Source organism: Rhizobium sp. WSM1328, assembly GCF_057653715.1.
In genome coordinates, this window is the sequence record NZ_CM172788.1 from 3,942,939 (window position 1) to 3,962,750 (window position 19,812).

At 61.6% G+C, this 19,812-nt stretch carries 21 protein-coding genes, 1 tRNA gene and 1 pseudogene; 11 read left to right on the top strand and 12 right to left on the bottom strand.

Annotation, left to right across the window (positions count from 1 at the left end):
* Positions 1-95 precede the first annotated feature (95 nt).
* Positions 96-380, top strand: coding sequence for a BolA family protein (locus AC2444_RS19660; RefSeq protein ID WP_012759197.1), 285 nt, complete (start codon positions 96-98; stop codon positions 378-380).
* Positions 381-427: 47 nt separating this feature from the next.
* Here AC2444_RS19660 and AC2444_RS19665 read toward each other — a convergent pair whose 3' ends face one another.
* Genes AC2444_RS19665 through AC2444_RS19675 form a run of 3 tightly spaced genes read right to left on the bottom strand, consistent with a single transcriptional unit; the run spans position 428 to position 3,455 of the window.
* Positions 428-1,738 (bottom strand): HlyC/CorC family transporter, encoded by a 1,311-nt coding sequence (locus AC2444_RS19665; protein ID WP_012759198.1) that lies wholly within the window; start codon positions 1,736-1,738, stop codon positions 428-430.
* Positions 1,738-2,868 (bottom strand): 3-dehydroquinate synthase, encoded by a 1,131-nt coding sequence (gene aroB, locus AC2444_RS19670; protein WP_012759199.1) that lies wholly within the window; start codon positions 2,866-2,868, stop codon positions 1,738-1,740. The genes AC2444_RS19665 and aroB overlap by 1 nt, the downstream gene beginning before the upstream one ends.
* Entirely contained in the window at positions 2,865-3,455 is a 591-nt protein-coding gene (locus AC2444_RS19675) for a shikimate kinase (protein ID WP_012759200.1), read from the bottom strand. The genes aroB and AC2444_RS19675 overlap by 4 nt, the downstream gene beginning before the upstream one ends.
* 148 nt (positions 3,456-3,603) lie before the next feature.
* On the opposite strand from AC2444_RS19675, the gene AC2444_RS19680 reads away from it, so the two are divergent.
* The 5 genes from AC2444_RS19680 (at position 3,604) to AC2444_RS19700 (ending at position 7,409) form a co-directional block, all read left to right on the top strand.
* Entirely contained in the window at positions 3,604-3,780 is a 177-nt protein-coding gene (locus AC2444_RS19680; RefSeq protein ID WP_012759201.1) for a hypothetical protein, read from the top strand.
* Between the two features lie 5 nt (positions 3,781-3,785).
* The gene (gene xerD, locus AC2444_RS19685) at positions 3,786-4,739 is read left to right on the top strand and encodes a site-specific tyrosine recombinase XerD (RefSeq protein ID WP_017995332.1); all 954 of its coding nucleotides are present in this window, start codon (positions 3,786-3,788) and stop codon (positions 4,737-4,739) included.
* A 62-nt stretch (positions 4,740-4,801) separates the two neighbouring features.
* Positions 4,802-5,755, top strand: a complete 954-nt coding sequence (locus AC2444_RS19690) for an acetyl-CoA carboxylase carboxyltransferase subunit alpha (protein ID WP_012759203.1) — start codon at positions 4,802-4,804, stop codon at positions 5,753-5,755.
* 197 nt (positions 5,756-5,952) lie between these two features.
* Positions 5,953-7,179 (top strand): L,D-transpeptidase family protein, encoded by a 1,227-nt coding sequence (locus tag AC2444_RS19695; protein ID WP_012759204.1) that lies wholly within the window; start codon positions 5,953-5,955, stop codon positions 7,177-7,179.
* Positions 7,180-7,184: 5 nt separating this feature from the next.
* Positions 7,185-7,409 (top strand): sulfurtransferase TusA family protein, encoded by a 225-nt coding sequence (locus AC2444_RS19700; RefSeq protein ID WP_012759205.1) that lies wholly within the window; start codon positions 7,185-7,187, stop codon positions 7,407-7,409.
* Here the strand turns inward: AC2444_RS19700 and AC2444_RS19705 are convergent.
* Positions 7,406-8,581, bottom strand: a complete 1,176-nt coding sequence (locus tag AC2444_RS19705) for a CobW family GTP-binding protein (RefSeq protein ID WP_012759206.1) — start codon at positions 8,579-8,581, stop codon at positions 7,406-7,408. The genes AC2444_RS19700 and AC2444_RS19705 overlap by 4 nt on opposite strands.
* An 18-nt stretch (positions 8,582-8,599) precedes the next feature.
* Positions 8,600-9,733, bottom strand: a complete 1,134-nt coding sequence (locus AC2444_RS19710; protein ID WP_012759207.1) for a D-alanyl-D-alanine carboxypeptidase family protein — start codon at positions 9,731-9,733, stop codon at positions 8,600-8,602.
* A gap of 157 nt (positions 9,734-9,890) precedes the next feature.
* On the opposite strand from AC2444_RS19710, the gene AC2444_RS19715 reads away from it, so the two are divergent.
* Positions 9,891-11,054 (top strand): M20 aminoacylase family protein, encoded by a 1,164-nt coding sequence (locus AC2444_RS19715; RefSeq protein ID WP_012759208.1) that lies wholly within the window; start codon positions 9,891-9,893, stop codon positions 11,052-11,054.
* Between the two features lie 54 nt (positions 11,055-11,108).
* Positions 11,109-11,185: transfer RNA gene (locus AC2444_RS19720), tRNA-Arg, on the top strand.
* A 336-nt stretch (positions 11,186-11,521) separates the two neighbouring features.
* Here AC2444_RS19720 and AC2444_RS19725 read toward each other — a convergent pair.
* The 3 genes and pseudogenes from AC2444_RS19725 to AC2444_RS19735 form a co-directional block, all read right to left on the bottom strand.
* Positions 11,522-12,598 carry an acyltransferase family protein gene (locus tag AC2444_RS19725; protein ID WP_012759209.1) on the bottom strand — a complete coding sequence of 359 codons (1,077 nt, stop codon included), beginning with the start codon at positions 12,596-12,598 and terminating at the stop codon, positions 11,522-11,524.
* Between the two features lie 150 nt (positions 12,599-12,748).
* A pseudogene (locus tag AC2444_RS19730) lies at positions 12,749-12,925 on the bottom strand (DUF1515 domain-containing protein); the annotation flags it as partial.
* Positions 12,871-13,404 carry a DUF2937 family protein gene (locus AC2444_RS19735; RefSeq protein ID WP_012759210.1) on the bottom strand — a complete coding sequence of 178 codons (534 nt, stop codon included), beginning with the start codon at positions 13,402-13,404 and terminating at the stop codon, positions 12,871-12,873. The pseudogene AC2444_RS19730 and the gene AC2444_RS19735, both read right to left, overlap by 55 nt.
* A 146-nt stretch (positions 13,405-13,550) precedes the next feature.
* Between AC2444_RS19735 and AC2444_RS19740 the strand changes: the two genes are divergently transcribed.
* Positions 13,551-13,793 (top strand): hypothetical protein, encoded by a 243-nt coding sequence (locus tag AC2444_RS19740; protein ID WP_012759211.1) that lies wholly within the window; start codon positions 13,551-13,553, stop codon positions 13,791-13,793.
* 117 nt (positions 13,794-13,910) lie between these two features.
* Positions 13,911-14,063: a hypothetical protein gene (locus tag AC2444_RS19745; protein WP_012759212.1), complete on the top strand. Its 153-nt coding sequence runs from the start codon at positions 13,911-13,913 to the stop codon at positions 14,061-14,063.
* Positions 14,064-14,146: 83 nt separating this feature from the next.
* Here AC2444_RS19745 and AC2444_RS19750 read toward each other — a convergent pair whose 3' ends face one another.
* Together AC2444_RS19750 and AC2444_RS19755 are read right to left on the bottom strand one after the other, a co-directional pair.
* Positions 14,147-14,437 (bottom strand): BON domain-containing protein, encoded by a 291-nt coding sequence (locus AC2444_RS19750; protein ID WP_012759213.1) that lies wholly within the window; start codon positions 14,435-14,437, stop codon positions 14,147-14,149.
* A 61-nt stretch (positions 14,438-14,498) separates the two neighbouring features.
* The gene (locus tag AC2444_RS19755; RefSeq protein ID WP_080518578.1) at positions 14,499-15,149 is read right to left on the bottom strand and encodes a hypothetical protein; all 651 of its coding nucleotides are present in this window, start codon (positions 15,147-15,149) and stop codon (positions 14,499-14,501) included.
* A gap of 383 nt (positions 15,150-15,532) precedes the next feature.
* Here AC2444_RS19755 and dxr point away from each other — a divergent pair, with 383 nt between their 5' ends.
* Complete coding sequence (gene dxr, locus AC2444_RS19760) at positions 15,533-16,723, top strand: 1-deoxy-D-xylulose-5-phosphate reductoisomerase (RefSeq protein WP_012759215.1); 1,191 nt, start codon at positions 15,533-15,535, stop codon at positions 16,721-16,723.
* 60 nt (positions 16,724-16,783) lie between these two features.
* On the opposite strand, the gene AC2444_RS19765 is transcribed toward dxr, so the two are convergent.
* Positions 16,784-17,857 carry an ABC transporter ATP-binding protein gene (locus AC2444_RS19765; RefSeq protein WP_171815701.1) on the bottom strand — a complete coding sequence of 358 codons (1,074 nt, stop codon included), beginning with the start codon at positions 17,855-17,857 and terminating at the stop codon, positions 16,784-16,786.
* 24 nt (positions 17,858-17,881) lie between these two features.
* Positions 17,882-19,804 carry a glycoside hydrolase family 127 protein gene (locus tag AC2444_RS19770; protein ID WP_041935583.1) on the bottom strand — a complete coding sequence of 641 codons (1,923 nt, stop codon included), beginning with the start codon at positions 19,802-19,804 and terminating at the stop codon, positions 17,882-17,884.
* Between the last annotated feature and the right edge of the window lie 8 nt (positions 19,805-19,812).

Genomic DNA, 19,812 nt, shown 5'->3' on the forward strand with positions numbered 1-19,812 from the left:
GCTAATTATGGGGCTGTCGCGAAGCGACAACAAGAATTGACAAACGGGAATGTTGCAGGCTTGGTAGGAACCCTTTTCGCGAACAGCAAGACCGGATGATGACCCTGCGAACCCGCATCGAAGAAAAACTTGTCGAAGCCTTCGCGCCCGAACGCCTGAGCGTCATCGACGAAAGCCATCTGCATGCCGGCCACCAACCCGATATCACGGGCACCGGCGAAACCCATATGCGGGTGAGGATCGTTTCCGGAAAATTCGCCGGCCTGTCGCGGCTGGCGCGCCACCGGGCAATCACCGACCTGCTGAAACCGGAGCTCGATGCCGGCCTGCATGCGCTGGCCGTCGAACCGGCTGCACCTGGTGAACCGACCCGCTGGTAGCGGCACGCAACCCATATAGGCACTAGCCGTCTACGATCCAAGCAGAATCAGGCTGGCTTTGCGCCGTCTTCTCCGGCCGGGCGGATGCGCAGCTTGGTGATGCGGTTCTTCTCCCGCTTCATGACGACGAAACGCTTGCCGTAGAAGGTGAAGGCTTGGCGCTCTTCCGGGATGGTCATCGATTCGTGGATAACGAGGCCGGCGATCGTCGTCGCCTCCTCATCGGGCAGGTTCCAGTCGAGCGCGCGGTTCAGGTCGCGGATCGGAACGCCGCCGTCGACGACGACGGAGCCGTCAGCCTCCTGACGCACGCCCTGTATTTCGATATCGTGTTCGTCGGAAATGTCGCCGACGATTTCCTCGAGAATATCTTCCAGCGTGACGATGCCCTGCACCTCGCCATATTCGTCGACGACGACGGCGAAATGCTGCTTGCGCCGCAGGAAGGCGTTGAGCTGGTCCTCGAGGTTGGTGCTGTCGGGCACGAACCACGGCTTCTGCGCGATCTTCACGATATCGAGGTTCTGCGGCTCCATGTTCGGCTCGGCAAGCGCCCGCAGCAGATCCTTGGCATGGACGACGCCGATGATGTTGTCGATCGTGCCACGCCACAGCGGCATGCGCGTATAGGGGCTTTCGAGGATAACCCGCACCACCGCTTCCGGCGCATCGTCGGCGTTGATCGCCCGCATCGCGGTGCGGTGGACCATGATGTCGGACAGTTCGAGCTCGCTAAGATCGAGCACGCCGCCGAGGCGGTCGCGGTCGGCCTTCACCACCGATCCCTCGCGGTGCAGCAGATCGACGGCACCGCGCAGTTCCTCATGCGCCGTCAGCATCGATGTCTCTCGTGAGAGATTGATGCCGAACAGCGAAAGAATCTGCCGCACGATCGCATTGACGAAGGAGGAAACCGGGCCGACGACGGCAACGAACAGCCTGGCCGGCAGCGCGATGGCGAGTGCGAAGCGCTCAGGCGCCGAAATCGCCCAGCTCTTCGGAAGCACTTCCGCGAAGATCACCAGGATGACGGTCATCGCGAGCGTCGCCAGCGCCACGCCGGAACTGCCGAACAGCCCGAGGAAGAGGCTGGTGGCGATCGAGGAGGACAGGATATTGGCGAGATTGTTGCCGATGAGCAGCGCACCGATCAGCCGGTCGCGCCGTTCGATCAACTGCCGGACGAGGCCGGCGCGTTCGTCGCCGTTGACCTCGAGCGTATGGATACGGCTGCGCGAAACGGCGGTCAGCGCGGTCTCGGAGCCGGAAAAGAAGGCGGACATGAGCACGAGCGCCGTGATCGAAAGGATCTCCGGCCAATATGTCGAAAGAAATGCCAGAGCGCCTTCGACCGACATCAGGCGTGTTTTTCCCGAAGAAAGCTGATCACTTCGGACGCCGGCACGTCGTCGGCGACGAAGGACTGGCCGATCCCGCGCGTCAGGATGAAGGTGAGCTTGCCGCTCTTGACCTTCTTGTCCTGGGCGATCGCGTCCATCAACGTTTCGGCCGGCGGCAGTTCGCCCGGAATGTCGGACATGCGGGTTGGCAGGCCGACCTCCTTCAGATGCCGCTCGACGCGGCGCGCATCGTCGGGGCTTGCAAGGTTCATCCGTGCGGAGAATTCATGCGCCAGCACCATGCCGATCGAAACGCCCTCGCCATGCACAAGGCGGGAACTGTCATAGGCAGTCGCCGCTTCCAGCGCATGACCGAAGGTATGGCCGAGATTGAGCAGCGCCCGCTGACCGTTCTCACGCTCGTCGGCAACGACGACATCGGCCTTCGCCTGGCAGCTGGCGGCAATCGCCTCGATGCGTGCGGAGCCGCCGGTAAAAACTGCCTTCCAGTTCGCTTCCAGCCAGGCAAAGAAATCCGGCTTGTCGATCAGCCCGTATTTTGCGACCTCGGCGTAACCTGCGCGGAATTCGCGCGCGCTCAGCGAATTCAGCACATCCGTATCGGCCAGAACCAGGTCCGGCTGGTGGAAGACGCCGATCAGATTCTTGCCGTGGCGGGAATTGATCCCGGTCTTGCCGCCGACGGAAGAATCGACCTGCGACAGCAGCGAGGTCGGTACCTGCACGAAGCGCACGCCGCGGCGGACGATGCCGGCCGCAAATCCCGAAAGATCGCCGATGACGCCGCCGCCGAGCGCGATGACGTAATCGTTACGCTCGACGCGCGCCTCAAGCACCTTGTCGCAGGCCGTGATCAGATGTTCGAAGCTCTTGGTCTTCTCGCCGGCCGGCAGGACGACCTCAGCCGAGGCGATACCCGCTTCATCCAGACTTGCGACGAGAGCTTTGAGATAGAGCGGCGCGACATTTTCGTCGGTGATAACGGCCGCCTTGCGGCCCTTGAGGCGAGAGGCGATCTCGGCGCCGGCCCGCGCAATCAGCCCCGGCCCGATCAGGATGTCGTAGGCGCGCTCGCCGAGCGGCACATGCACCGTTCGGATGGCGGAGGCGGAGGTTATCGCATTCATGACGCTGCACTTTCCTTCTGAGCTTCGATCAAGGCCTTTAAGACTTCGTCGGCCATGATTTCCTTGCGGACGTCGCGCGAAAGCACGGTCAGGTCGGCCTGCGCATAGATCGGATAACGCGCATTCATCAGGCCCTCGAGCGTCTGCTTCGGATTTTCGGTCTTGAGCAGCGGCCGCGTGTCGCGCTTGGCGACCCGGTCCCAGAGCACGTCGAGATCGGCCTTCAGCCAGACGGAGAGGCCGCCCTTCTTGATATGTTTGCGCGTCCGGTCGTTGATGAAGGCGCCGCCGCCGGTAGAGACGACACGCGGCCCGCTCTTTAGCAGCCGCTTGATCACCCGCGCTTCCAACGCCCGAAACTCTTGCTCGCCATAGGCGGCGAAAAGCTCGGCGATCGTCATGCGCGAAACCCGCTCGATCTCGAGATCGCTGTCGATGAAGGGAATGGAGAGCTGGCTGGCGACGATGCGCCCGACGGAGGATTTGCCGGCGCCCATCAGGCCGACAAGGATCAGATTGCGTGAACCGAGCGCGGCGCGAGCTCTGTCTTTCAAGCTGTCAGCAACGGTCAGCAGTTGTTCACTCATCGGTCCATTCACACTTTGTTTGCAAACGGTATCGACAAATGCAGATGGAGCGTCAAGTCGCGGACAAGGGAATCATGGCTTGAATACCGCTTCTTGCACTTGCAGATAGGCTTCTTATAACAGAAGCAGAGCATGAAGGAGTTGCTGGATGCCGACCCTGTTCCGTTTCCTGTTCGTCTGCGCGATCCTCGCCGGGACGGTCTACGGAGCGATGCTGGCGCTTGTGACCTTCGTGGAGCCGCAGCAGCGCGACGTGACGATCCGCATTCCGTCCGAGCGGGTCAATCCGCCCGCCACGGGCGCGATCGACACGACCAGGAAGTGACCGGCATGGTGGATCTCGGCCGCGTCCATGTGGAATCCTTCCTGGAGATGATGAGCGCCGAGCGCGGCGCTGCCGCCAACACGCTGCAATCCTATGAGCGCGATCTCGACGACGTCCGCTCCTTCCTGACCGAGCGCAGCATACGGCTCACAGAAGCCGCCTCCGCCGATCTCGCCGCCTATCTCTCCTCGCTCGCCCGAGAGGGCTTCAAACCCTCGTCCCAGGCGCGCCGGCTTGCCGCCATGCGGCAGTTCTACAAGTTCCTCTATGCCGAGGGCCTGAGGACCGACGACCCCACAGGCATTCTCGACGCGCCGAAGAAGGGCCGTCCGCTGCCGAAGACGATGGGCGTCGAAGAGGTCGGCAGGCTGCTTTCGCAGGCCGAGGCCGAGGCGGAGGATACGGCTCCGGGCCAGCTGCAGCGCCTGCGCATGCTGGCGCTGCTGGAGCTGCTCTATGCCACCGGAATGCGGGTCAGCGAACTCGTCTCGCTTCCCGCCCGCGTGCTCGATCAGGAAGGCCGTTTCCTGATGATCCGTGGCAAGGGCAACAAGGAGCGGCTGGTGCCGCTGTCGCATTCGGCAATATCAGCCCTGAAATCCTACGGGCGCCTGCTGGCGGCCGAAAATGCAGCCGTGAAGGAACGGCAGGAAAGCCCGTGGCTGTTTCCCTCCGCCTCGAAGGAGGGATACCTGCCGCGCCAGGTTTTTGCCCGCGACCTCAAGAACCTGGCGATCCGCGCCGGCCTGACGCCGTCGCTGATCTCGCCGCATGTCATGCGCCACGCCTTTGCCAGCCACCTGCTGGCGAACGGCGCCGATCTGCGCGTCGTACAGGAACTCCTCGGCCATTCGGACATTTCGACCACGCAGATCTACACACATGTCCTCGAAGAGAGGCTGCAGCAGCTTGTCCAGACGCATCACCCCCTTGCCAAACAGGCGAAAAAGCACGAATAGGACCGGCGACATGGGGCGGAGCCAGGAAAACGCCCCGGGCACAAGGAACGGAAACGCACCTCATGCACAATTATCTCGACTTCGAAAAGCCGATCTCCGACCTCGAAGGCAAGATCATCGAGCTGAAGAAGCTCGCAACGGAAGACGAGAGCATCGACACCACCGATGAGATCGGCCGGCTGGAGGTTCGCGTCCGCGAGGCGATCGTCGAAATCTATTCCAAGCTCAATCCCTGGCAGAAGACTCAGGTCGCCCGCCATCCACAGCGACCGCATTTCATCGATTACGCCAAGACCCTGTTCCAGGAATTCACACCGCTCGCCGGCGACCGCAAATTTTCCGAGGATGCCGCGATCCAGGCGGGCCTTGCCCGCTTCCGCGGCCAACCCGTCGCCGTCATCGGCCAGGAAAAGGGCAACGACACCAAGAGCCGCATCAAGCACAATTTCGGCAGCCCCCGCCCGGAAGGCTACCGAAAGGCGATCCGCATCCTTGAAATGGCCGATCGTTTCGGCCTGCCGGTGATTTCGCTGGTGGATACGGCAGGCGCCTATCCCGGCGTCGGCGCCGAAGAGCGCGGCCAGGCCGAGGCGATCGCCCGCTCGACGGAAATGTGTCTCGGCGTCAAGGTTCCCCTCGTTTCCGTCGTCATCGGCGAAGGCGGCTCGGGCGGCGCGATCGCCATCGCCACCGGCAACAAGGTCTATATGCTCGAGCATTCGATCTACAGTGTCATCTCGCCCGAAGGGGCAGCTTCCATCCTCTGGCGCGATTCCACCCGCGCCCGGGAAGCGGCGACCAACATGAAGATCACCGCCGAGGACCTGAAATCGCTCGGTGTTATCGACGGCATCATTTCCGAGCCGCTCGGCGGCGCGCATCGCGATCCCGACAGCGTGATAGCCGCAACCGGCGACGTAATCGCCAGCGCGCTGGCTGAGATGGCACCCCGCTCCGGCGAACAGCTGCGCAACGACCGCCGCCAGAAATTTCTCGCCATAGGCCGCAATCTCTAGCAGACATTCGGCTCTTCGCCGATTGGGGCCAAATCTTGGCCACATTGATGTTATCTGTAGCATTCGCGCTTGCGGGGATGTTCCAGGCACAGTCATAGGCTGGTAAGGATTTATAAAGTATAAGCCGCCTATGATTCCTTCTGATGCCCGGACTCCATAGGCGGACCGGGTCGCACTATCTTTATGGGCTAGTTTGGATGCGCATACGTCATTTTGCCTATATTTCCCTCATGGCGCTGGCTCTGTCCGGCTGCAATGACGCGTTGGAAACCGCGCAGGTCGATCTTTCCAAGGTCAAGAACAAGGTCGAGCAGCCGCTTCCCAGCCATATCCTCGCTCAGATGTCCGCCAAGGGCATGGACCGTAATTCGCCGATCATGATCCGCATCTTCAAGGAAGAAGGTGCCATGGAGATCTGGAAGGCGAAAACCGACAACCGTTTCGACAAGATCGCCGATTACAAGATCTGCGCCTGGTCCGGCCGTCTCGGCCCGAAGGTAAAGACCGGCGACCGGCAGGCCCCGGAAGGTTTCTACGACCTGACGCGCGCCAACCTGAATCCTAATTCCAAATATTATCTGGCGATCAATACCGGCTTCCCGAACCGCTACGACGCGGCGAACGGCCGCAGCGGTTCCGATCTGATGATCCACGGCGCCTGCTCCTCCTCCGGCTGCTATTCGATGACCGACCAGCAGGTGCTGGAGATCTACGCTTTTGCCCGCGACGCCTTCAAGGGCGGCCAGGCGACCGTGCAGCTGCAGGCCTTCCCCTTCCGCATGACGGCGGAAAACATGGTCAAGCATCGTCTCGACGGCAATTACGACTTCTGGAAGATGCTGAAGGTCGGTTACGACAATTTCGAAGTGACGAAGCGCCCGCCTGAGGTGAACGTCTGCGAGAAGAAGTACGTCTTCAACCAGCAGGCAACCGACGGCAGCGCCTTCAATGCCGCCGGCAAGTGCCCGGCTATGTCGACGCCGCCGGCGCTGACGGCCGCCCTTGCCTCCTACGGCAAGACCTACGATGCCGATTATGCCAAGGCGATGAGCAAATTTGACGGCATGGCCTGGTACGATCCCACGGAAGCCGAGCGCAAGGCCGTGGTCGCCAAGACGCGCAAGGGCCGCGAACTTGCTTACGCTCCGACCGGCACCTCGCTGGAAGCCGGCCGCATGGTCAAGGTCGCCGAACTCGAAGACATGATGGCCAAGCGCACCGCGCAGGGCCTCGCTGCCAAGAGCGCGCCGGGCGCGACACCTCTAGCACCTGCCCAGCCGCAGGCAGTGGCCGTCGCTGCCGCGACCCCTGCGGTCGTGCCGGTGCCGATGCAGAACCCACTGGCCTTTGCGGCGCCCGAACCGCAGGAAACGGCGGAAGCCACGGCAAAGAAGCCGTTCTGGAAATTCTGGGCGAGGAACTGAACGGCTTGAACCCCGTTCTCTACGATCTTCGCGGCCTGAAATGCCCATTTCCCGTGATCAAGACACGCAAGAAGCTCGCCGCGATGGCGAGCGGCACGCTCATTCGCGTCGACACCACCGATCCGCTGGCCGTGATCGATATGCCGCATTTCTGCAATGAGGACGGTCACGAGCTGATCGAGACGGAAAAGACCGAAAACGGCCACCGCTTCCTGATTCGCAAGCGCTAAATTCTAAGGCCGGGGATAGCGAGCGGATTGTCCGACAGCGCTACACGATCGGGCATATCGATGCGCGGCTTGCCGAGGAAGGCGTCGAAGAGATCCTTCACGAAGGCTTCCGGCAGATCCCGGGTGATCAGCACCATGCGCGTGCGCCGGTCTTCCCCCGGCCAGGCGGGGAGCCGCACCGGCGGATGGAAGATGCTCTGCACCCCATGCAGCACCAGCGGCCGATCCGGACGGTCGGAAACGGACACGATCGCCTTCATCCGCAGCAGCTTCTCGCCATGAGCCGAACGCAGAAGATCGATAAACATCTCGAGCGCCATCGGATCGATCGGCTTCTCCTCGATGATCGAGAAAGAGCGGATCGAGGCATCGTGACGATTGACGTCGTGCGGGTCCTGATCCGCAGCATGATCATGATGGTGGGGACCATGGTGATCGCCATCATGATGATGATCGTGATGTCCATCACGATCATGGTCGTGATTGTGATGCGCCTCGTGTGCATCCTCGTCCTGCAGCCAGCGGCCGACATCGGCAATCTTCGTCGCCGGATCGTAGAGCCCGTTGACCAGCACTGCGGCACTGCCGGCCTCGGCGCTGTCGGCATCCATCATCACGGCACGCGGATTGAGCGCCCGCAGGCGCTTTTCCAGCCCACCCGTCACCTCGGCCATCGATTTTTTCGAAACGATCAGCCGGTCGGCGACCGCCGCCTGCTTGCGCGCTTCCTCATGATTGTCGAGCGTCTGCAGCCCATTCACTGCGTCGACGACAGTGACGACGCCATCCAGCTCGAAATTCGTGGCGATGACGGGGTTGCCCATGATCGCCTGCATGACCGGCGAAGGATCGGCAAGGCCCGTCGTCTCGATGACGACGCGCTTGACCGGCTTGACGCGGCCCGTCTGCACCGCGTCCATCAGGTTGGCCAGCGTATCGACAAGCTCGCCGCGCACGGTGCAGCAGAGGCATCCATCGGACAGTTCGATGATCGAATCGCCGGAACTTTCGACCAGAAGATGATCGATGCCGACATCGCCGAATTCGTTGATGATGACGGCCGCATCCTTCATGACAGGATCTTTGAGGATGCGGTTGAGGAGCGTCGATTTGCCGGCGCCGAGAAAGCCGGTCAGGATGGTGACCGGAATCCTGTCGTTGAGCGCGCTCATATCATCTTACCTTAAAGCTTAGAAGGATGTCGGGCGCGGCATCGGCACCGGCACGTTGGCGATCGCTCCTGCCGTATCACCGCGCGCCATTTTTTCCGGCTGCGCGGCCGGCTGCGGATCCTGGCCCGGAATGAGCCCGGCAAAGACGAATTGCGGATCGTGGTCCATCGGCTGGATATAGGGTGACTGCACCTTCATGCGGCCGACCTCGTCGCGCGTTTCGCTGCGCACCTTGGCGCCCTTGGCGCTGCAGATATCGGCGCTGATGTCGGTTACCTGGTCCTGTCCCACCCCGTAAGGTCTCAGCGAACCCAGCGTGTCGTTGCTGGCAGGCTGGGTGGTGAAGCCCTTCTGCAAAAGATTCGCCGTCGCATCGGCACGCGCCGCAAGGCTGTCGGTGCCGAGCACAACGGAGACCAGCGTGCGGCCGTTGCGCGTCGCCGAGCCGATCTGGTTGAAGCCCGAGGCGCAGATGAAACCGGTCTTCATGCCGTCGGCGCCCGCGAAACGGCCGATCAGCATATTGAGGCTCGGCACGTTCTGCTGGCCGTTGGTGAAACCTTCCAGCGAAAAATAGCCGGCATATTGCGGAAAATCGCGGCGCAGCGCCACCGTCAGCACCGCAAGGTCGCGCGCCGTCGTATACTGGCCCTTGCCGGGCAGGCCGTTCGGATTGACGAAATGCGAATCCGTCATGCCGAGCTTCAGCGCCTCGCCGTTCATCCGCGTCACGAAGCCCTCCTGCGTGCCGCCGATGGCTTCGGCAACCGCGACCGCGATGTCGTTGGCCGATTTCACCATCAGGATCTTCAGCGCGCTATCGAGCGTCAGCTTCTGGCCCGGCTTGAAATACATCTTGGCGGCAGGCTGCGCGGCGGCGCGCTTGCTCATGACGATGGGTGTATCGAGGCTGATCTGCCCGGCGCGGATCGCATCGAACACGGTATAGACGGTCATCAGCTTGGTCAGCGAGGCCGGATACCATTTGCGGAAGGCTTCTTCATGCTCGAGCACGCGGCCGGTCTGCACATCGACCAGAATATGCGGATTGGCCTGGGCAAGCGAAAAAGAGCCCAGAAAAACGGCAGTCGCCGCTGATACGAAAGAAAGCGGCCGCAAGGCAGCAAACAAACGGAAGTGGCGCGTCGACACGGTTCGTCCTTCAGATATCAGGAAAATCTCGAAATCCTCCCCTATTTAGCCTATATGGCTATGACATGGCAAAGGTCATTGACTAAGTAATTTCCACAGCCTCACACCCTCGTGAAGCGATGAAAGATTGTCGAGACTTCATAACAGGAACGCCGATATGCCGATTTTGAACAGAGCCGCGGAGTTGCAGGACGAGGTCGCCGAATGGCGCCGCCACATCCACGCCCGGCCCGAACTCCTCTTCGCGGTGGAAAACACGGCCGCCTTCGTCGCCGAAAAACTCAAGGAATTCGGCGTCGACGAGATCGTCACCGGCATCGGCCGCACCGGTGTCGTCGGCCTGATCAAGGGCAAGGGCGAAGGCTCCCGCACGGTCGGCCTGCGCGCCGACATGGACGCCCTGCCGCTGACTGAGATCACCGGCAAGCCCTGGGCCTCGAAGACGCCGGGCAAGATGCATGCCTGCGGCCATGACGGCCACACCGCCATGCTGCTCGGCGCCGCGAAATACCTGGCCGAGACCCGCAACTTCAACGGCAATGTTGCCGTTATCTTCCAACCCGCCGAAGAAGGCGGCGGCGGCGGCAATCTGATGGTCAAGGACGGCATGATGGAGCGCTTCGCTATCGAAGAGGTCTACGGCATGCACAATCTGCCGGGCCTGCCTGTCGGCCAGTTCGCCACCCGCAAGGGCGCGATCATGGCGGCGACCGACGAATTCACCGTCACCGTCAAGGGCCGCGGTGGCCACGCCGCCCAGCCGCATAAGACGATCGACCCGATCGCCATCGGCGCCCAGATCATCGCCAATTTGCAGATGATCGCCTCGCGCACCGCCGATCCGCTGCGCTCGGTCGTCGTCTCGGTGACCAAGTTCAATGCCGGCTTCGCCCATAACGTCATTCCGAACGATGCGACCTTCGCCGGTACGGTCCGCACCCTCGACCCGGAGGTGCGCACACTTGCCGAGACGCGGTTCCGGCAGATCATCGAGGGACTGGTCGCGGCCCACGGCGCCGAGGCCGACATCAGCTTCCACCGCAACTATCCCGTCACCGTCAACCATCCCGATGAGACCGAGCATGCGGTCGCCACCGCCAGCGCCATCGCCGGCGAAGGCAACGTCAACGCCGAGATCGATCCGATGATGGGCGGCGAGGATTTCTCCTATATGCTGAACGCCCGTCCCGGCGCCTTCATCTTCATCGGCAACGGCGACAGCGCCGGCCTCCACAACCCGGCCTACGACTTCAACGACGAAGCCATCGCCCACGGCATCTCCTATTGGGTCCGCCTCGCCGAACAACGCCTTGGCCTTTAGCAACAATTAAGGCTTGGCTTCGCGCCAAGCCTTTTGTATGCATGGCACTCAAGTGGTCCCGTAGCTCAGCAGGATAGAGCACCAGATTCCTAATCTGGGGGTCGCGCGTTCGAATCGCGCCGGGATCACCATTAATTTCAATAACTTACGACTAGATAATCCATTTCGCTTGTTGCATTCGTGTTGCAAGCGCTTCCCCTGATTTCCAAGCATTTCAACGAGGTCGCGGCGAATCCGTGCAACATGAGATGCAACATGTTGCCAGTCATCAGGAGCTGTATAGGTTATGCACACGGTGCCCGTCTTTGGCAGAGCCGTCGGCCACGACGAACGAATAGATATTGCGATGATTGCTGCATCATCTGCGCATCGTTGACCGTCGTCGATGGCGACACGGCCAAATGTGACGGGCAGAACCTTCTGATCAAGCGCGCCAGACTGCACTCGCTCGGGTGTGTGGGTCGAAGTCAGCTTAACGGACTGAAAGGCTGCCGCTGGAAGGATGAAATTCGCTTCAATCGCAGCGCACGCTTTTCCAGCAGATGCCATGAAAGCCAGCCGAGCAACAAGCTTGTCGGCAAAGAAAGGGCGAAGACCATCCACCACGTGCTGTACTGGCCGAGGGCATGGTTCATCACCTGCTCCACTGGCCAGCCATAGAGATAGGTCCCGTAGGAGACGTCGCCCAACCGATCGAGGGTCGGCAGGCGTATGGTCGGTGAAGTCGCGATGTAGGCAAGCGGATAGGCAAACAACATAGGTCCGTGGAGATAGGCGGGCCAGAAGACGAGGCAGAGCACGCCGAGCGCCACGAAGATCAACGCCAGGACAATATTTGGCTGCCGCCTGTCCATCACGAACCAGAGAAACGAACCGCAGAAGAAGTAGGGAGCGATGAAAGTGAAATCAGTCAGGAGCCGTCTGTCTGGCCACGGATGATCGAAGAAGAGCTCCCAGGTCACGCCCACGGCGAGCGCAAGTGCCATGAACGGCGCTCGCAGACACGCGATTGCCATTAATCCCGCGACGATCAGGTAGCACAAGATTTCCTGCCCGATCGTCCAGAGAGAGCCGTTGATGGAGATGGCAAGCGACGAGATTGCTGGATCATAAAACTGCACATGCGGCAGGGTCATGCCAAAGCTCGGATCGAGCAACGAATGCACTGTCGTCTTCACATGAAGCGACTTGAGCAAGTAACCGCTGATTCCCAACGGGCTGAAGAAGGGGCCTAAGACATAGACGCTGAGCAGCGTGCAGACGACGAGCGCCGGATATATCCTCAGCGCCCGCCGCCAGAGAAAACCACCCACGCTGCCGAACTGCGCGCTCTGCGTGACGAGGAACCCGCTCGTGATGAAAAACACATAGACGCCGAATATGCCGAGAAGCTTGCCCTCGCCGAGCAAACGCACAAAGGGCTCGTTCGCCTCGGTCTTTTCCGAGATGAGGAACGCATGCGAGAAGATGACCATCGAGGCTGCGACGAGCCTGATCATGTTGAAGTTTGGGTAAAACGGCTTCTCGACTCCGCCCCCGTCCATGCGAGCCTCCCGCGCTTTTATAGTTTAACAAATCCTTAAGATGAGTTTTGAATGTTGTCACGAGCCGTTGTGAAAACCGGTTAAGCCGAAATAATCTCCGATCCGGCCAAAAGCGCTTCTGTCAAAGCCTTGCACGCAAAGCGCTGGCGATCAGTTGATTTTCAGCCAATGCCTAAGGGTCGCCACAGCACCATCGCTCGCATAGGCGACCATCCCGCCGACTGTGAGACCGGCTAGCGCAATTAGTCATGATATACCGACCCCGAGTGTCTTCAGCCGCTTCCATTCTTCCAAGGCCGGGGTGACGGCCGCGTGGTTCTTGTCCACCGCCGCGCCCCCAATCCCAGTAACGCCGCCACGACCCAACCTCCGACAAAGCCAATCGCGCCCCAGACAAGACCCGCAAAGCTGACGGGGACGCCGGGCACGAAGTCGCGCCAGGTATTGGCGAAAACGACGTCATCGGCATTCCCCAGCAGAACGAAAGGTTTGGCGACTGGGGCGGCGGTGCCGAGGTGGAACTGCTGCGAGAGCAGCGTTTCATAGCGCGAGATCGTGCTCTGCATCGAGACGCCGCGGTCGCGCAGGAAATCGTCGGACGATAACGCATAGGCGTTCAGCGCCTGCTGGCGATCGAGATGGTGCGCGGCCGCCTGGGCATTGAAATCCTCGACGATGACCCGCAATTCGTCGATCGCCCCGCCGATCCGCTGGCGGTATTGCTGGGCAAATTCCGGCGCCTGCGAAAACACCGTGCCGCCGGCAAGCCCGGCGACGACGGTGATGATCCTTGCAATCGGTCCCATGATTGATGCCTCCGGCTATCCCCTGCGCTAACGATCCGGCGCGTCAAAGGTTTCTGCCTCCGTCACAATCGGTAACTCTATGTGATTGAACCGACGGCACTTCCGGCGAGTTGATGCCGTGACCAACTCAGAAAGAGAGGCTTGTCATGAAACAGATTATCCTTGCCTGCACGCTTGCTGCTGCGTCCATTTTTTCCGCAATGCCGTCCCAGGCGGCAAGTGTGACCATCACCACGGATGATGCGCGTCCCACTTACCGTCACGCGGAACGGCCCTATTACCGCCATCACATGCGGCCGCGCCACGTCTCCCAGGACTGCTTCACCAAGACGGAAAAAATCCGCCGTCACGGCCATACGGTCGTCAAGGAAACCCGAATCTGCCGATAAGGCAATCCATGCAGGGAAGCCCGGCTGAGCCTATCGGCCGGGCTTTTCCTATCTGACCCCGCCGATGAGGAACTTCGCAATATCAGCCGCGTTTATTGTGAAACAGGAGTATTCATCATGCGTATCAAGATGATTCTTTTGGCTATCGCCTATGTCGCCGTCAGCGCCGTGCTGCTTGCCATCGCCTATCAGCCGCAAGGGTCGGTCGCCGCGCAGAAGACAGATCGTCTGGCCGGCTCGTCCTTCCTCGTCGAACGCTTCGCCGGTTGATCAGCTGAGCGCCAGCTTATAGGCGACGACGTGGAACTATTCCTCGTCCCGCAGGTCTGGCCCGGGGGTAACCCGTCATCCGGCTAATGCGTGCCGTCGAGCGAGGCTCCGCCAAGCAGGATCCGGTTCTGCACCACATGCACGCCCTCGACGGCTTGGGCAACCGCGGTTGCCCGTTCGATTTCGCCCACCGTGCCCACGGTGCCGCTCAATACGATCTGGTCGTACTCCATCGTCACCTCGACATCCGACGCATCGATGCCGCCGGCAATCGCCAGCGCATTGGCGACGGCCGCTTCGACCGCTGCACGATTGGCGATCTCTATTTCCATCTCGGGCTCGAGCCCGTGAAATGTCTGCTCCTTGAAAACCATGATCCGTTCCTCCGTGAAACCTCGTAGGAAACGCTGTCGGCAGAGTTTGGTTCAGCACCGGCTACCAGTTGACGCGATAGCGGAGATTGACGCTGCCCGCCTCACCCCCTGAAAATGGATTGCTCACCGAGGCATCGAGATTGAGATTCGGCAGAATGGCCTGGCTGACCCCCACCGTGCTCGAGAAGTCACCGCTGGCATTGCTGATGCCCGTCCCTGCTGAAAGCGAGGTTCCCGTCCAGGGATGGATCAGCTTCAGCGCCTGCGATGCCGTCACCGAAGCCTGCCGGGCCTCGACCGCGTCATATTGCACGCTGATGGACCGGCTCGATTGCATGTCGAGCGAATCGGAGAGGATCCAGCTGCGCGAGCGGCTGAGGGTCAGCGCGCCGCTGCCGCGCAGCGTGTCGACGCTGACGCTGGCACCCTGCTGTGACCGGCTTGCCGGGGTGACGCTCGCCCTGATGATCCTGCCCCAAAGCATTGCCTGTTCGGAATCGGGCAGCAGCGCCCCGCCCTTGGTCGAGGCAAGCGCGATGTCGGCGCCAGCGCTCGTCTCCCATTCCGCCGGCAGGCGAAACCCGATCGTTGCCTTGTAGGACTGTTCCGAAAGCTTGGCCGGCGACCAGATCACCAGGTCGTCCGCCTTCGCTGCGGCTGTGAGCGAGGGCAAGATGGCGAAAAGAATGCATGCTAATTTGAATGTCGTCATGAAGGTAAAACGTTTTGACCTGCCACAGGGCTGCTGCGCGGAGTCGATGCAGCAGCGCACATGAAAGCGCTCGAAGCGAACGCGATGAGGGATTACGGCCAAGCCGTCCATCCCGGTTTTCATCCTCGACTTAATGTTTGGCCGAAAGGCCGGCGGCACCGAGTGCCTGTTCTTCGATGGACGCCGCGCAGCGCCCCAACTTGCCATGCGACCGAAACCGGCCGCAACGGAACCGCGATTCCTCAGGCAATGTTAGAAGGATCACATCCAACCGCCGTTCTGTAAACCCCTTAAGGGTTGAAATCTGCTGCACCGCACACTTGCCGCCCCCTCCAAAGCCTAGTAGAGCCTGAGCCTCGAGAGAAATTTTCGCGAAATTCCACATGATGACCGGCAAAAGCGCGCCGCGGCGCCTCAGCATCTTCGGTTCGACGGGTTCGATCGGCCAAAATACACTCAATGTCGTCGATCATCTGGGCGGACGGGAGAACTTCGAAATCTCCGTGCTGACAGGCAACGGCAATGTCGAATTGCTGGCCCGGCAGGCGAAATCATCCGGCGCGCGGCTGGCGGTGACGGCAAGCGACCGCCATTACGAATCACTGAAGAGCGCACTTTCCGGCACCGGCATCGCCGTCGCTTCGGGAAAGTCCGGCCTGATGGACGCCGCTGACCGCGAAGCCGACTGGGTGATGGCGGCAATCGTCGGCACTGCGGGCCTGGCCCCGACGCTTGCCGCCGCACGCCGCGGCGCCGATATCGCCCTTGCCAACAAGGAATGCCTGGTATCGGCCGGCGATCTGTTCATCGCAGCGATCCGCGCGGGCGGCGGCAAGCTGCTTCCGGTCGACAGCGAGCACAACGCCATCTTCCAGGTTCTGGAAGAGAACCAGCGCCACGCCGTCGAGCGTGTCATCCTGACGGCGTCGGGCGGCCCCTTCCGCGCCGCCTCGCTGCGTGACATGGCTAATGTGACGGTGGAAACCGCACGCGCCCACCCGAACTGGTCGATGGGCTTGAAGATCTCGATCGACAGCGCCTCGATGTTCAACAAGGCGCTGGAGATGATCGAAGCCCGGCACCTTTTCGGCCTCAGACCCGAACAGATCGAGGTCATCTTCCATCCGCAGTCGATCATCCATTCAATGGTCGGCTATACGGATGGGTCGGTGCTGGCGCAGCTCGGCGCGCCCGATATGCGCACCGCCATCGGTTATGCCCTGTCCTTTCCGCGCCGGCCGAACCTGCCGGTGGAGCGGCTGGATTTCGCCAAGCTCGCCAGGCTGGATTTCGAGGCCCCGGATGACGTGCGGTTTCCGGCGCTGCGGCTCGCGCGCCTGGCGATGACCCGCGGCGGCGTTCAGGGCGCAGTGCTGAACGGCGCCAAGGAAGTGGCGCTCGAAGCCTTCATCGAAGGGCGGTTGTCTTTCCTTGCCATGGCCGAGATCACCGAAAGGGTCATGGACGACCTCGCCGGCCTGCCGCCGGCTTCCGGCATGGACGATGTCTTCGCCGCCGACAGGCAGGCCCGGCAAAGGGCGGCAGAGCTCATGACACTAGCGATCGCCGAGTGAAGTTCAGACCGCCCGATCGCGGAGTGGTCGCCCGCCTGTGATCCTGACGACCGCTGTTGGCTAGCGCAATCGGTTGCCACCCTCGTCGAACAACCGGCAATCCGACGGTTCAAACAGCAGGCTCACCTGCTCGCCCGCCGCGATACTGATCGGTGACCGATGTTCGACGGTCAGCGACTGGCCATCGGCAAGCTGGCAATAGAGATATTGCGTTCCCCCGAGATATTCCGAAAAATCGACCCTGGCCGTCAGGCTGCCCGATGGGTCGGAGGCGACCTTCAGATGCTCCGGCCGCAGACCGAGCGTCACCGCGCCACCGACCGGTCTGTTCGCCGGCGGCAGGCCGCTTTCGATCTGCCGGCCGGCGACTTCGACCAGGCCTCCCTCACCCCAGCGGGCATTCAGCAGGTTCATCCTCGGCGAGCCTATGAAGCCCGCCACGAAGGTATTGGAGGGATTCTCGTAGATTTCCCGCGGCGTTCCCGCCTGTTCGACGCGGCCGTCGCGCAGCACGACGATCTTGTCGGCGAGCGTCATCGCCTCCGTCTGGTCGTGCGTGACATAGATCATCGTATTGCCGAGTTCGCGGTGGAGGCGGGCGATCTCGATGCGCATCGAAACGCGCAGTTCCGCATCGAGATTGGACAGCGGCTCGTCGAACAGGAAGACGTCCGGCTTGCGCACGATCGCCCGGCCAATCGCCACACGCTGCCGCTGGCCGCCGGAAAGCTGTCCCGGCCGCCGGTCGAGGAGATGGTCGATCTTCAGGATCGCGGAGGCGGCCTTGACGCGGGTCTCTATCTCCGCGGCATTGGTGCGCGCCATCTTCAACCCGAAGGCCAGATTGTCGCGCACGCTCATATGCGGATAAAGTGCGTAGGACTGAAAGACCATGGCGATGCCGCGCTCGGACGGATCGAGATCGGTGACAACACGTCCCTTGATCTCGACCTCCCCGTCGGTCACGTCTTCCAGGCCGGCGATCATGCGAAGAAGCGTCGATTTTCCGCAGCCGGAAGGGCCGACGAAGACGACGAATTCGCCCTCCGCGATCGTCAGGTCGATCCCGTGGACCACCTGCAGATTGCCATAGCTTTTTCGCACGTCCTGGAGCACGACGCTCTTGTTACCCATACCGTTGGTCATCCCCAAAAAGACCTATCTGTCCGACTGGACCCAGACGAGCATCTCTCCGGGCGCGCGGTTGTCCCAGAGATGATAGGGCACGAAACGCGCGGTGGCGACCTGCCTTTCCGCCGGCGCCTTGCGGTAGAGCGCTGTTCCCCAGTTCGATGTTTCCTCGCGCTCGACCTTGAGATCGAGGGCGACGGCATCATTGAGATCCTTCAGCACGACGGTTTCGGCTGTGGAGAGCTCACGCGGCAGGACGATGGCGTTGAGGTCTTCGCCGTTGTCGGTCGTTTCGACGCAATAGACCAGCGGGCCGCGCATCAATGCGACGCGCCCGGCATCCTGGCGCACCTTCGGGTTGGCATATTGCGGCCGAAGCGCCAGCGGCAGGTAGAGGGCGACACGATCGCCCGCGGCCCACTCACGATCGATCCTGGCATATCCGTCCCGCATATTGGCATTGAGATCGAGCATCTCTCCGTTGACGCTGAGGGTTGCGCCATCAGCCCAGTCCGGAACGCGCAGCGACAGTGCAAACTTCGCCGGCTTCTCCAGCCTGGTGGTAAAGGCGACCGCACCTTCCCACGGATAATTGGTGGTCTGCTCGAGTTCGACCTCGGCGCCATTGGCAAGCTTCAGCCGCGCGGTGCTTTCACCATAGAGGTGCACGGCGATCTCGTTATCCGAAACGGCGTACATGTAGGAGCCGATCGACGTCACCAGCCGGGCGATGTTGGGCGGGCAGCAGGGGCAATGGTGCCATTTCCACCGGTGGTGCTTGCCGGCACTTTCGAGCGGATTGTCATAGAAGAAGGTCTTGCCGTCGATCGAAAGCCCCGGCAGAGCGCCGTTGTAAAGCGCCTGCTCCATGATGTCGGCATAGCGCCGATCCGGACCGCGGCCGAGCATGCGGCTCGCCCAGAACACCAGCCCGACCGAGGCGCAGGTCTCCGCATAGGCGGTATCGTTCGGCAGATCGAAGTAATCGGTAAAGCCCTCGTTGGAGGCCGCCGGCCCGATGCCGCCGGTGATGTACATCTGCTTGGTCGTCAGATCGTCCCAGAGCGTTTCCAGCGCTGCCGTCAGGCTGTCGTCCTTGTATTCGGTGGCGATGTCGGCCATGCCCGAATAGAGGTACATGGCGCGCACGGCGTGGCCGACGACCTTTGTTTGCGCGCGCACCGGCTGGTGCGCCTGCGCATATTCATAGGTCTTCTGGTGGTACTCGGAGACATCGCGCCCATCGCGGCTTGCCTCGGCGGTGAAGAAATGCGGTTCGGTGCCGCGTTCGTCGATGAAGTATTTCGACAGCTCGAGATATTTCTTCTCATCCGTCACGCGAGCGAGCTTGACCAGCGCCAGCTCGACTTCCTCGTGGCCGCAATAGCCTGATATCTGGCCTTCGCGATGGCCGAAAATCTTGATCATGTAATCGGCATAACGGCACATGATGTCGAGCAGCTTGCGTTTGCCGGTCGCCTGATAATAGGCGACCGCGGCTTCCATCAGGTGGCCGGCGCAATAGAGTTCGTGATGGTCGCGCAGATTGGTCCAGCGGCGGCTCGGCTCCACACGCTGGAACCAGGCGTTCAGATAGCCGTCCTCATCCTGCAGCTTCTCATACATGTCGATGATCTCGTCGGCACGCGCTTCGAGCTTCGGGTTCGGCCGGCGATAGAGCGAATAGGCGATCGTTTCGATCGACTTGCCGAGGTCGGAATCCCAGAACATCTGCGTCGTCCCGCCCCATGGCTGAATGGGAATGACGACCCCCGGGCTCGGCTGGCTGACATCGATCGCCTTGAGCATGCCGGCCTCGACGCAGCGGTCGAGCAGGGTCTCGGCAGTGGAATTGCAGACGGCGTCCTGCCATTTGCCCCAGAAGCCGCCAAGCTCCACATCGGGAACGGCGACGGGACGAAACTGGCGGTCATTGCTTGGTTTGGTCATAGGCTCCA